Origin of the sequence: Candidatus Hecatella orcuttiae, from assembly GCF_002009985.1 — an archaeon.
Lineage (GTDB): Archaea > Thermoproteota > Bathyarchaeia > Hecatellales > Hecatellaceae > Hecatella > Hecatella orcuttiae.
This window is the reverse complement of the sequence record NZ_MTLX02000005.1, coordinates 263672-277603: the sequence shown is the minus strand read 5'-3', so window position 1 is coordinate 277603 and position 13932 is coordinate 263672. Positions and strand designations below refer to the sequence as shown.

Sequence of the window (13932 nt, the reverse complement as noted above, 5' to 3'; positions counted from 1 at the left end):
GCCAAAGAATAAAAGGAAGAAAAACGAATTATGCATTAACCTAATAATACTCAATGAAGTAATCAACATCCATGGCAGCCACCATGATAAGTCTTTAAACATGCATCTTCCCATGGAAAGTGATGAAAGCCTTAGTTTGGTAGGGTAATTCTTTAGATGTAAAAGGATTCCTCAACAAAATATCGCTGTATAGAACTCTCTATTAAGGATATTTCATCCTGATTTAGATCGTAGAGTTTATAGATTTTTTCATCTAGTATTTTATCCGTGGCTTGAATTTCTTGTTGCAACAGTCTTCGGTTATTAATTGCTCTCAAGTAATCATTAATAAGTTTAACCACAACTTTTTCATTTTGCCCCTCATTTTTGTGGAATTTAGCCAGGGGAATGTTCTGAATCTTGTACCAGATGTTTCCACTCCCAAGAGTTTTTCCATAATTTGAGACAGAATAGAAAAGGAATTTTCTAATCGGCTCATTCTCGATTTCGCATCTAAAAACTTCTACATCACTGTGTTGCTTTTCCCTGTTCCCGTCCTTCTCTATGTAGTCAACTTTTATGACTAACTGGTGCCCCTGTTCTTCAACTTTAAGAGACTTAATTTGTCCTTTCACATTAGATGGTATTAGAGGCGTTCTGTCACTACTATATTTTAGATAGTAATCTTTGAAAGTGGTATCTTTCTCCCGTGGTATACTGTTAACGCGCTTCTGGAAGTCTGTATCTATTTCCTTAATGCGTGAGGTGAGTGTTAACATTTTTTGGACTACTTCTGTTATTAGTTTCTGCTGATCAGGTGTGGCCGGATAGATTGGTATCTTTCCTACATAGTAATCATCGAAGTCCATCGTTCTAACCGCCTTGTTAAATATGAACGTGTACGTGAACCAAGAAACAAGTTTTGAGTTTAAGAATGCGAGGATATATTTGAGGTCATATTGAGGATCCGTCAAAATCGTATTTTCAACAGTATCAACATTGAGTAAACCTTCTTCATCTATAGTTGACATTATTATAATTCTATCCTTAGGCTTTAAGACATGGGCAATGATTCTTTGGGAAATAATCTTCGGCTTTCTCATATCAGTTATTTTCTTGCTATCCTCTTTTAAGGCATCTCGGTCGATGAATGTTTGTGGAGTTGCGTGATAGTATCGCTTGATATCATCACCTCTCAACAGAGGTTCTGAGTTCTCTCCCTGAATGATTGTAGCTTTACTTTGTACCGGTAGTCCTCTGAAAGTTTTGGATATTTCCTTGAGTTGGAAAGATTTCTTCATAACCTTTTTATATATAGTGAGAGAGTGCTGGTCGACATGTATAGGAAAAATATCTAGTTCTTTGCATAGGGAGAGAGGTATTGTATAAGTTTCAAGGATTCTTTCCCATGTTAAGCTTGTTCCCTTATAACTAGAGCTTTGCATTGGATCCTTTCGGCAAATGATTATTATTTGTTCAAGAAGAACACCCGGAAAGGCTTTACTGATATCAACGATCTCGATCAATCTGAGGTTTTGGAGAATAAATTCTCTCGTCGCCTTCCATTTTTCCGAGAACGTTAACGATTTAGGGATAACAAGTCCCATTGTCCCTAGAGGTTTTAGCAACTGAGTGGCGCGTTCAATGAACAGAGAAGCTGAATTCTTGTAACCTTTTGCTACTTGATAAACGTCAAAGAAGAAATCCCTCTCTTGTTGTGAAAGTTTGGCTCCATGAGGTGGATTGCCAACAACTACATCAAAACCCCCCTCTTTAAACACTTCAACATATTCTTTCTCCCAATTAAAAGGCCTCTCTAAACTCCAATCATCTCCGAAGTATTCTCTTAGCTTTTCTGATCCCGATATTAGAGAATTGCCGCATTTTATGTTGTCTCCAAGAATCAATGGCAACCTTTCACCCTTTTTTAGTGCCTTTAACATAAGGTTTACTGCTGCTATCTCTGCAGCCTGGGGGTCTAGATCAACACCAAAAAGATTTTCAATAACAATTCTCTTTTCTACATCTTGAATCAGGTTGCCATATTCAGCGATTGAGCCTAAGGCTTTTTTCTCAATAGTTTTATTATACCAATCGTAATATTCTTTCAGAGCGTCAAAAGCTTTAATTAAGAATGATCCCGAGCCGCATGCCGGGTCTAAAACTTTTATCTTAGAAACTTCCTCAGGATTTTTGCCTTTTAATAGCTCTCCTAATGTATTCAACAACATGTGTCGGAGTATAAAAGATCCCGGCCTTTTTTCTTGTTTCACGGCTTTCCACGATGTCTATGCCTTTTTCTGCCTCTTGAAGTATGTGCCCAATATAGTCTTCATAGATCGCCCCTAACACATCAGCAGAAATCAAGTCAAAATTGTATTTATAAAGTATTTCAATGACTTTTTCTAGTGTTTCATTGTCTATCTTCAAGTCTTCGCATTCGTGTTTTTCAAACAGTTTGCTGTTGTAGATGTCGTCGAAGTCTCGGAAGAGGCCTTTTAAGCTTCGCATGAAAGATGTAGGAAGCCCTCTAGTTTTCCACGCATCAAGCTCCTTCCATAAGCTGTCTGCACCTATAATGTTCCTATCCTCAGCAACACGAATAACGACAAGCCTATTGAGGATTCGCTGAACGCTGTCCTTAAGGTTCTCTCTCGTTAAAGCTGGGTTATTTTTGCTGATGTTGTCTATAAGATATCTCCTGCAGTCAAGCAGGTCTTCAAGAACTTCTACATCTATATCTTTCCGTATCCTTCTCTTTTGGTATTGGTCAAGAACACCTAAAGTAACACTTTCTTTGGAAAGCAGCCACAGCCATCTATTAAAATTATCTAAATACTCATGATATTTCAGTTTAAAGATCAAGCCGTCTTCGGGCTTTATCTCCCAAGCGTAGTAAAGTCGTATTTCCTCGAAATTGGTTAGGACAACCCAATCTGTTTTTAAATAGCAAGCATACCGCATAGCCTGTTCAGGGTAGCTTTCCTCCCTGCCTCCCTTTATGACCCGTCGGGTATCAAGATCTTCCACGAATTTCTTTAACTCCAGAACTATCTTGGGTCTCTTCTCCACATTAAGCGAGTAATCAGCTGGACCTGTTAACGTTCTTCGTTGCTCCTTCACTTCATCAATATTGTCAGTATCCCAGCCTAAGGCTCTGATAAATGGAATTATGAAAACCCTATTAACATCCTGCTCGCTGAAAGAACTTTTCTTTCCTTCTCTAATTATTGAGTCATATCTCTCAACCAACTCGCGGATTTTTTCTTCAGCCTGTTCCTTCCGCATCAGTCGGGGACCCTCAACTGATTTTAATGAGGGCTGAATTAATTAATTCTATCTTAGTTTTTATTGTATTTTGTTCTTCAAGCTTTTTCAGCTCTTTAGCTCTTTTATTAACCATCTCCTCCCAGAATCTGTTATTTTCGTTTCTCAACTTCGTTAGTTGAATCTCAATTTTCCTCTGTTCTTCTCTGTATTTTTCTCTGGCTTCAAATTCACGGCTGTTCCTTATTCTGCCTATCAGGTCTACGTATTTATCCTCCAATTCACGTTCCTTCAAAATCATGGTGTGTCTAATATCGTCGTAGTATGTTTCAATCTTGTTTAGCTCATCCTCGAAATACATCTTATTCTTCCCTCTTATCTTTTCGAGTTCAGTTTTTACCTTAGTGTTTAACTCGTTTACCGCCAATTGATAGGCCTCGTCGACTTCATCTGATTTAATGGCAATTTGGTCTAAAAGCTCGGTGCTATAAAGCCAATTAACCTCACCTGAGAGTTCTTCTTCATATTTCATATGGTCTAAATCGATCACAATTGGAATTAACTCTTCTTTCTTATCGAAGGATTCGAAAGAAACCTTAAAATTAAATAATATTCCTCTTAATCCACTGTATTTTTCAAACCCTCTAAGCGTATGTTTGCTTAGGTCTATCAGTTTTTTGGTGGTCAGTCCTTTCTTTTTGCATTCCTCAATCGCATTTTCGACTAACCTGTTTCCAATAGTGATCAACTCAATGTTTTCTTGCTGTGCAACTTCAGGTGAAAATGTAGCTCTAGCCTTGATCTTGCCTCTGAGAATTCTTCCTTCTACATCCTCTCGAAAGCGATTAGAAGTTACATAGTCAAGGTCATTTTTCAGAATAGAAGTAAATCCTGCATTCGCATGGAAGGCAACATTCTCTAAATACGTATGAATTGAACAATTGAAACAGGATTTTATCGTATGACCACTACATAGCTTACACACGCAATCCTCTATAAACCCATGAATATCTTTAGCTATTTCAAGCGGTTTTTCCAGCAATTCATAAAATCTATCTCGCTCTCTAAGGTAAAATTGACGTTGCTTCTGCGCAAAATCACTTATAATATTTTTAAACTCCTCTGGTATCTGGAATATAACTGCTTCTTCCGGCTCTAGATATCTAAAGTCTAAATTTTTACTCTTTAAATAGTTTAGGAAAAAACGTTTTATGACTATTCTCTCTTTCATTACTAGATTTTCAAGCTCAGTTCCCATCACTCGGCGATAAACTGAGAGGTCAAACCCGGCATAAACCCTTTCATCGAGGTCTTTAAGACCCTTCTTAAACTCTTCTCTTGCTATCTGTATCTTTCTGCCAAGCTCTTCGAAGTTCTCCTTCAACTCTTGGGAAGTCTTAGCCTTAACTAAGATTTCCATTATCACCCTCTCAAGATTGGCATCCTCGACTATATCGCCTAGTATTAGATCAAGCTCACCGATAACTTCCTTGAACAGTTGAATCTTTGTCTCGAGTAATTCTAACACATACTCTTCGATGGTTTCTTTAGTTGAGAAGTTGAATATTTTCACATTCTTCTCCTGTCCTATCCGATGAATTCTACCTATCCTCTGTTCCACTCTCATAGGATTCCAAGGAAGGTCGTAGTTAAACATTATGTGGCAGAACTGAAAGTTCCTTCCTTCTCCTCCACATTCAGTTGAGACCATTATCTGTTTGTTCTCACGCCATTGCTTAACTGCTTCATCCTTTTCTTCTACACTCATTGAGCCGTTGAATATTGCGACTTCATAGCCTTTTGAGGTCAAAAGCTCATAAAGGTACCTTTGTGTTGACCTGAATTCGGTATATATAAGAACTTTCTCGTTTGGCTCTTCTCGCTTCAACGCTTCGAGGGCCTCAATAAGTTTTTCGCCTTTGCTGTTCTTGGTGATTTTGCTTGCTAATTCATAAAGTTGATTAAGTTTTTCTAGCTCCATCTGAAGCAGAGTGAAATTTTTTGCGATATCACTTATATCGGCATCCTCATGCTCCTCAATAAGTCGCTTCCTTTTGTTGTCGTCGGTCAGCGTCTCATAGGCCTCTGATATTTCCTTAAACTTTTCCTCTGCAACATCTTTAGGTAGCGGCGAAATATCTGGATGGTATTCCTTTGCCAAAGTTCGATAAGCAGCTTTTATCTCATCTTTAGTGGCAGTATGATTTACGCCTAAAGCCTCAAAATATGGGTGGCTGATGCTCGTCAGAGAAGGTTGCTTAGGCACTATGTCATACTCTTTAGAGATCTTTACCAGACGTTGAATTCGACGCCCTAACGAATCTCTTATGGCGAAGCTACTACTACAGACCATTCTTTGCATGATAATGAGCAGAAACCCTCTTCCAGCTTTGTTCTGCTCCATAGCCTTCAAGTATTCTTGTTTGACATACTTTGTCACTTCGTCGTACAGCCTTCTTTCTTCCGGAGTCAACTCAAACGGAATTGTTTCACCAAAACGTTGCGTGAACCTTACACCAAAAACATCTTTTCTCCTGTTTCTAATCATTACTTTTTGGAGACGTTGCTTCAAATCATCAAAATTATTAGGAACCAAGCCTTTTGTATCGTCAACAAATCTCATCGAGAAAGAGTCATACGTTCCAAGTAGTTTCTCATCTATTAGGCTAATTAGATTATATAACTCTTCTAGCTTATTTTGAAGCGGAGTTGCGGTCAGAAAAAAGACGCGGTTTTTAGGTAAGTCCTCTAAGAGCTTATAGTTCTCGGTTTTCCTGTTCTTTAATTTATGAGCCTCATCAACTATTATAATATCCCAGTTGACGGTTACTATATCCTTCCGGTAACGTTGTTGTTTAGCTGTATCTATTGAGCAAATAACCTTGTCATATGCTTTCCAAATGTTTTCATGCCGTCTCTCTAGATTTTTCCTCGTTTCTTGATCATATATGACGAAACCTTCGTCAAATTTCGATTTCAATTCGTCACGCCACTGAGTTGTGAGTGACGCCGGAGTTAGTATTAGAATCTTCTTAATCTGCTTTCGACATAAGTACTCCTTAAGAATCATGCCGGCCTCGATCGTTTTTCCAAGCCCTACTTCATCCGCCAATAGGCTGCCGGACCTGATACTGCTCAAGACCTTATGGGCAACTCCAACTTGATGAGGCAATAGTTTTGCCTTTGAGGTTAACGCCGAGAAAGGATAATCAACATCTCGAGTAAGAGATAAATACTCTGCCTGGGTACGAAGGTCAAATGATAATGCATCTTCAAAAATGTTGTTCTTAAGTCTATCTAAAATTTCCAAGATGGGCTCAACCTCACCTTCAATTTAGTCTTCTGCTAAGTCTTTCTTCCAGAAAATGTGTATGCGCCCCGAGTTTCTGTATCCAATATCTTCCTTTGTAAGCGCTAGATGTAATAGTGCTCTCTGAGCAGTCTTATACGTTATTTTTAGTTTTTGGGCAATTTCATTAGGGGTTATTGGCTCTGAGCTAAGCATCTCATAGATTATTTTTTCGTATTTGCTAACCATAGATAGCACCAATCTATGGTACCTTTAATTATAAATATCATCAAAACTTAATATATCTATGGGTCAAGCCTTAGAAGAAGGGTTCCTTTAATGATTTCAGATCGGGCTTTCGCGTCCGACTTTGAAAATGAAGTTCGGTCTGCTTATCGCCAAATTAAGAATCGTGACATAGCTCAGGCAAATCTATTTGACAGCGATCTTCAGAGGATTGAAGAGCTTTTAGTTAGTTTTAAGCCCTTTCCATCAGGGTACAAATTTGAAAATGATTTTCTGATAGGGGCTGTTGATGGAAGTGGTATGGCTCCAGTAGTTCAATATGAGGATGTCTTCCTGTATCTAATAACTGTGGGGTTAACGGTTCACAATACGGGAACAAATGATGGTCGAATAATGGAGCTGAAAGAGTTAAGGAACCAAGGGTATATTCCTGATGGTGGAAGGTTAACCGTGGCCTTCTGGTCGTCTTTTGATGAGGATGTTCTATGGCAAAACTTTGTTGATTATGTGAAACGTGTCTATCTGATCAATGACTTGAATAACTTGTTGGTCCCATACTTCATCGACTATACAAAGGGTAAGTTAGATTCGGTTGACAAAATTTTAAGGAAATATGGAAAATCAGACATAAGCGACTTCGTTATCAGTCCACCAGTTCATCTTCCTGAGAGAATACTTGACATGCTTAGGTGGTCTGCGGAAATTTCGATGGCAAAGAGGGCGTTAGACTCGAACCTTAACCTAAAATACGTGATACTGGACACAACTCTTACTCTTCTCTTCCCGGCCAGATATGATTACCCTCACCTTCTCCATGATTATATGTTGAGGGATTTGTGCTTCAGGGCTCGAAAAGAAGGCGTAATTGTTATGGCTCTCAGTAAGTCTCATACGATCCCAGGTGGTGAGAAAATAATCCAACTTGCGAGAAGGAAGTATGGACCCGACGCTCACTGGTTTTGTAGGATTCCCGGAAATGATGACCCTGGTGGAAAGTTGAAAATATGTCGGAAGCGACGCATACCCCCCGAATTAGGTGTAACGTATCTTTTCAGCTTCACCAGCTCAATGCCCGCGTTTAGGGTGGACTTTGACCGTAGGTGGTGGGAGTCAAAGATTTATGATAATAACGCGGAAAAGATGCGAATGAATGAAATCAATATTTTCCGAGAGATAGACTTCATGTCCCATGACGCAAGATGGTATGGTTATCCTTGTCCTCCAGCTTTTGCACATCTATCCTGCAGCCTAACTAGAGAGGACAGAGATCTATTCTATGAGAGAGTTATCGAAATAGGTAAAGAAGAGGGTTTTTCTGAGGAATCCCTCTTAAATCCTAGACGAAGAATAGGACTTGAATAAAAATGAGTTTTGATATAGATAAATGGGCAGAAGGATTTGGTAGATTAGCAGAGAGCTCAGTCACAGAATTGGCTTTATCAGCCAAAAATGAAGATGTTGCCGTAGGCGAATTGTTCCTCATCCCCTCAACACGAGGAGGTCGAAAGAGAATCTTTCTGTTTCGCGCTATGGATTGTATAAATATTCTAAGACGGATAAGGGAGTTAAGCAAGGTCGCAGATACTCTTGTGGTAGAGGGAGATGCCTATCTAGCCAGCGCTGAGAAAGAGAAACTTCTTTACCTTACAGGGAAACTACTCGGATATGCTGAAGCTGGCGGTGAAGGTTCTCATTCATGGGACTTTAAAATGCCTAGGCGTCTTCCAGAACACTTTGCCATAATTTATCGGCCTATTCCTAACAAAAGTGACAGACCCATCGAACAGATCCTATCCAGTCAACTGAAAGGAGAGATCTTTGTAGGAAGCCTGTTAGCAGGCGAAGAGGTGTTAAATGTCAGAGTAAATCTGCCGTTAGAACACATCTCAACACATATAGGGATCTTTGGAACTACGGGCGCTGGAAAGTCAAATTTCCTCCTAGTTTTCCTAAAATCGGTGGTAGACTTTAACTTCAAGTCTTGGCAGAGTGGTGATAGTAAGAGAGCTTCAATGCTGGCCATAGACCCCCACGATGAGTTTGCTTTGGGAATCAGAAAATATGGGATACAGTCTATTGTAGACTCAATGCCTGATGAAGCGAAAAGAGAACTCTTCAAAGACTTTTATTACCTTACACCCCACCGTGAAACGGCAGCTGAGGCCGTTCGAAGGTTGTCATTAGATGTAAGAATTGCCTACCAAGAAATATTACCGCTGGACATCACCTCAATCATGGAAGTCAGCGACCAAATGGTCAGTTACATGAACGCTCTGTATGCACACTTCCACGAAAATTGGATTACCCAAATAGGTGAAGACTTTAGCGGTCGATATCCTGATGTAACAATAAATGCCGTAGAAAGGCGGCTGGAATTCGTGAGACGTTCAGCCATCTTTGTAGATAACCCAGAACAATCAACTTTAATAAAGATAATTGAAGCCTTGGAGCAGGGCAGAATTCTTATATTCAACACCAGCCTCCTTTCGGATTTAGAACAATTCCTCTCCACAACAGTAATCGCAAGGACCATTTTTGAATTAAGAAAGGCTGTCAAATCGTCAACAAATTGGAGCGAATTTAAAGCCCAAATTCTGAAGAGAAGAATTCCACGAACGTTTAGGGAACACTTTGTCGGAAATAAAGGGCAGTCCATAGCCAAGAAATATTACTCCAAAGATGAACAAGAAATGAGGAGAATAGACGAGTTGCCTCCCATTCTGATAACGGTAGAAGAAGCCCCATCGGTTCTGACACCTCGTATAATGAGGTTTGAAAACATATACAAGGATATAGCCCGACAGGGCCGAAAGTTTCGGCTAGGTTTGGCGGTTATTAGTCAGCAGGTTACAGCCCTGGATAACATTATCTTATCCTGCATTAATACACAGTTCAATATGTCTTTAACAAGTGCAGACGAGATAAGGGCAGCAATCTCTAATGCAAGCAAAGATATTACCGGCTTTGAAAACGAATTTAAAGTTCTGGGTAAAGGTGAAATCATTCTAACAGCAAGTTACCGAGATACTCCACTAGTCATCTATACACCCCTTTTCGACTCGCTCTATGAAAAGACTAGGACCCTGTATCAGACAAAGGCTGGAACTCCGGTAAGGTCAAAAACCGTGTTATAACTAATTAGGGAGGTATAAATTTTGGTAGTCATAGCTCATGTTTCCGATACCCATCTGGGCCATAGACCCGATGATGTGAGACCTGGAACAATAGGGCAAGAAGTTCGTCCTGTTGAGGACGACTTCTACAAGGCATTGGAAATGACTGTAAAAGAGATTGTTGACCGGAAAGATGAGATTGACCTCGTTATTCACTCTGGAGACTTATTCGATTCTCCATGGTCATACAATCCCTATCCTCCGCCAGAGATGGCTAGAAAAATTGTTGCAAAAGCATTTAGAGACCTCCAATCAGCAAACATACCCATTGTAATCATCGACGGAAATCATGGTCGTTACGTCGAATATAAGCATTCTACATTGGACGAGTATGCTATCGCCTTCGATAACACACGAGCTTTTACTTACTGGAGTTTCAGAGAGACATTCCGTGAAAAGCAACCATTATATGCTGATATAAAAGATGAAGTTAGAGTTTATGCGTTTCCATACATTGAACCATCAACTCTTGAAACCATAGGTTTGTATGAAGAGTACCAGCAGTGGCTCAAGAGCATAAAACTAGACAAAGACAAAATTAATATAGCGATAGCCCACGGCTCTCCAATTGATGGAACTCTTGACCAAACTATTCTAAATATGGAATTCGACTATATTGCCCTTGGACATGAACACTGTATGCGTCGCGTCACAGAAAAGGCATGGTTTTCTGGCTCGACGGAGAGATGGAAATTCGACGAGAAAGACCATAAGAAAGGTTTTCTCATCGTTCAAGCAGACAAGGATAAAGCACCGGATATTAGACAAGTCCATTTAACTCTGCCAAGACCTATGGTAAATGAAACGGTTCAAGTTCAGCTTGACGATTCTTCCCATGATATCGTAAAGAGAATCTTTAACCTACTGGATAATCTGGGCTTTAGAAAACCGTACGATTACGAAACGGCCGCGCGGGTAAGGATAGCATTAGAAGGGGAAATATCTGGTAGAAATGTGACCCAAATTTCTGAGGCAATCGACTATGCATATAATAAAGGGCTTTCAGACAGGAACCTGAATATAATTCAACTAAAAATTGGCCGACCACCCATAAAGGCTTCAACCTTACCACCCAGCATCAGTTATGTGGACATAGAGTATCTGATAGAAGATCCCGCGAAGGACTTCAAAAACTACATAGAAGAAAAGAGGAAAAAGAACCTCATTCCCAAGGAGTACAACCTAAATCTGCTGACTGAACTCTTCGTCGAGGCAATGAAAAAATGGAGGAAAAGTGATGAAGGTTTTAAGGCTTATCGCCGAACGGTTTAAGCCTTTCGATAAGATTGAGCTACCTTCTGGGGATTTCGCTCAGAGTCTTCCTGAAGGTCTCTTCGTTGTTGAAGGCTTAAACTCGAGCGGCAAGACCAGTCTAATAGAGGCAATTTTATGGGCTCTATGGGGAACACTTGCGGTTCCGGTTGAGAAACAAGACCAGCTTGTGAAAAAGAAACACTCTGAATGTAAGGTAACATTAGAATTTGAAGTGGGTGGTGAGGAATATCAGGTTATCAGAAGATACATGCGGGGAAAGACAGGTGCTGATGCGGTTTTGAGCAGACGTTCTGGCGATAAATTCGTAGTAATGGAAGAGGGTAGCGGACGTGTAGAATCTAAGCTTGAAGAATTAATGGGCATATCGAGAGAGAACGCATTGCACACTGTCTTCATCCGACAGGGGGAAGTTGATTCCCTAGCTACCGCACCACCTACACTGCTCCGAAGTATTATCAGCACATTGTTCAACCTCGACGAATTGGATCAGATACACTCCGATATACTTCTGCAGGATGAAAAAGCTTTAGAGAGGGAGATCCATGAGATCGAACGAGAAACGGCAAAGCTACCCGATAAAGAAAGGGATAAGGAACGACTTGAAGAGAAGATATCTGAACTTGAGGAACACAAGAAGCGGCTGGAAAAGAGCCAACGCGAGATTGAGGTTGAGCTTAAAAGAATTCCAGAAAAAGACACCATATCTAGTATCAAAGAGCTATTGGATAATGTCGCTCAAGCTGAGAAGGAACTAGGACATTTAGAGGAGAAGATCAGACGATCCACCGATGAAAAAGCCGAGCATGAAAAAGAGCTAAGAACTCTACAAGAAAATAAAGAAAAAGCAGAAGCGGATTTACGAAGAGCCACGGAAAAATTAGGGAACATACCGACCCTAGATAAAATAAAGGAGATCAATAGGCATCATGAAAAGATTGTTGAGCTTCAGAGCCAGATAAAGGAACTTGTAAAAGACGAGAACTTAGCACTAAATTTTAAGCCTGAGGAACACCCACACAGGGTTAAAGACGAGACTCCAACGGTAGAGAAACAGCTTCAGGAAAGAGAAGCCCAACTGGAAGAAGTTGAGAAAGAACTAGAGAAGCTTAAAGATAACATGGCTCTCCTCAAGGCAGAGGTCAAATTTAAAGAATTAAGTGCAGAGAGGCTTGAAAAAGAAGGCGAGTGCCCCTCATGTCTTAGACCGGTGGTCTCAGATGATGAAAGGAAATACATCCTCTCTAGGCTGGAAAAGCGGCTCAAAGGTATTGAACAAACGGTTGCCGAGATGTCGGAAAAGAAAGTACGGTCAGATAAGAAACTTAAAGACCTAAACAAAGAATGCAAAGCATTACGCGATCTGTTCTCAATCTTTAGGAGACTCGAAGGGATATGTAATAGGTTAATAAAAGAAAATAATTCCTTCACACACAAACTTGGATCCATCGGATTTCCATCCTTAGAGAAATTTTTGGAGACTTATCAGATCCAGAATATTGATGAACTAATTTCAGTGAGAGCTCTACTCGAAAGTGAAATAAAACGACTTGAGGGAGATTTGAAAGAGATTCCTAAGAAGATAGGTAAAGAGCAAAAAGCGATAGAGAAGGCGGCCACTGAAATCAAAGGAGACCTGGGAAAAAGGAACAAATTAATTAGAGCGAAGAAAGAAGCTACATCAAAACTTGACAATATTCTGGCTGACTTGAAATACGCAAGTGTTGAGGTGATATTAAAGGACTTTGCAGTAGACAGTCTTGAAAGCCTCAGAGACTTAAGGATTGCATTAGAAAGAGACTATCAGAATAATGCGGAGAGAGTTAAAGAGCTTAAAGCGGAAGTCAAAAAGCAGATGGAAGAGCTAAAATATTTAAAAGAGACCATCAGTCAGCTGAACCAAAAAGAGAAGGAGAAGAAAAAGAAAGAAGAAAGACTTAAACATGTTAGATACCTTCGGACAACCGTCGGCGGCTTCATATCAGAGTACATTATTCAGACACGCCTCTTCAGCGCTTTAAAAGATGCTACCAACAATTATCTTTTCGCTTTCACGACGGGCAGATATCAGGTTCAAGAGATATACTCAACATCCCATGTAGTCAGGGGTGGACGTGAAACTATAGGTGTAGACCTAACTTTAAATGACCTAATGGATGGTTTTCAGAAGTTTCGAGGAAACCTGAGTGGCGGCGATAAGGTCGCACTAGGCCTGGCCCTCCGAATGGCCATCTCCCGACTGATGGCTAGAGTTAGACCATTCAAAACAGAAAAACTGAGAGCACCGATAATCAACTGCCTCATTATGGATGAACCACTCGCCAGCTTGGATTACATGCGCCGTCCAAGCGTAATGAATAGCCTCATCCAGGATCAGTCATTTAGACAGATCTTTTTAATAACTCATACGCAACTGGAAGGAATCGACGCAAGTAAAGTCCATCGAATTCTAGTGAAAAGCGAAGGCGGCAACAGTAATATAACCTTCACACCTGCAATAACCCTAAATCAAGCTAATTAAAATCCTAGGGGATTTATCTTGTTGGGAAACGAGAAAAATTTAAAGCTAACCGAAGAAGAAGTCACTGAAATTGCAATTTCCCTAGCTTTTATGGTGATCGATGCTAAAGAAGACCCCCATGTTAAAAAAAGACTGTTAAGATTGCCACTGATGTAAAGACTTTACGCATCGGTAAGCCTTCCCTT

General features: G+C 40.1%; 8 protein-coding genes. 5 read left to right on the top strand and 3 right to left on the bottom strand.

Annotated elements, in window-relative coordinates; genetic code table 11:
- Positions 1-152: 152 nt before the first annotated feature.
- From BWM17_RS04425 to BWM17_RS04415, 3 genes are read right to left on the bottom strand one after another with little or no spacing between them, the layout of a single operon-like run.
- The gene (locus BWM17_RS04425) at positions 153-2204 is read right to left on the bottom strand and encodes an Eco57I restriction-modification methylase domain-containing protein (protein WP_309492727.1); all 2052 of its coding nucleotides are present in this window, start codon (positions 2202-2204) and stop codon (positions 153-155) included.
- Positions 2164-3267, bottom strand: a complete 1104-nt coding sequence (locus tag BWM17_RS04420) for a hypothetical protein (protein ID WP_309492726.1) — start codon at positions 3265-3267, stop codon at positions 2164-2166. The genes BWM17_RS04425 and BWM17_RS04420 overlap by 41 nt, the downstream gene beginning before the upstream one ends.
- 13 nt (positions 3268-3280) lie before the next feature.
- On the bottom strand, positions 3281-6556 hold the full coding sequence (locus BWM17_RS04415; RefSeq protein WP_309492725.1) for an SNF2-related protein: 3276 nt from the start codon (positions 6554-6556) through the stop codon (positions 3281-3283).
- A 318-nt stretch (positions 6557-6874) separates the two neighbouring features.
- On the opposite strand from BWM17_RS04415, the gene BWM17_RS04410 reads away from it, so the two are divergent.
- From BWM17_RS04410 to BWM17_RS04390, 5 genes are read left to right on the top strand one after another with little or no spacing between them, the layout of a single operon-like run.
- Positions 6875-8143, top strand: coding sequence for a hypothetical protein (locus BWM17_RS04410; protein ID WP_309492724.1), 1269 nt, complete (start codon positions 6875-6877; stop codon positions 8141-8143).
- Positions 8144-8145: 2 nt separating this feature from the next.
- On the top strand, positions 8146-9915 hold the full coding sequence (locus BWM17_RS04405) for an ATP-binding protein (RefSeq protein WP_309492723.1): 1770 nt from the start codon (positions 8146-8148) through the stop codon (positions 9913-9915).
- A gap of 21 nt (positions 9916-9936) precedes the next feature.
- A complete protein-coding gene (locus BWM17_RS04400; protein ID WP_309492722.1) occupies positions 9937-11226 on the top strand; it encodes a DNA repair exonuclease in 1290 nt (429 codons plus the stop codon).
- Positions 11192-13747: an SMC family ATPase gene (locus BWM17_RS04395; RefSeq protein ID WP_309492721.1), complete on the top strand. Its 2556-nt coding sequence runs from the start codon at positions 11192-11194 to the stop codon at positions 13745-13747. The genes BWM17_RS04400 and BWM17_RS04395 overlap by 35 nt, the downstream gene beginning before the upstream one ends.
- Before the next feature lie 21 nt (positions 13748-13768).
- Positions 13769-13903: a hypothetical protein gene (locus BWM17_RS04390; protein WP_309492720.1), complete on the top strand. Its 135-nt coding sequence runs from the start codon at positions 13769-13771 to the stop codon at positions 13901-13903.
- Positions 13904-13932 lie beyond the last annotated feature (29 nt).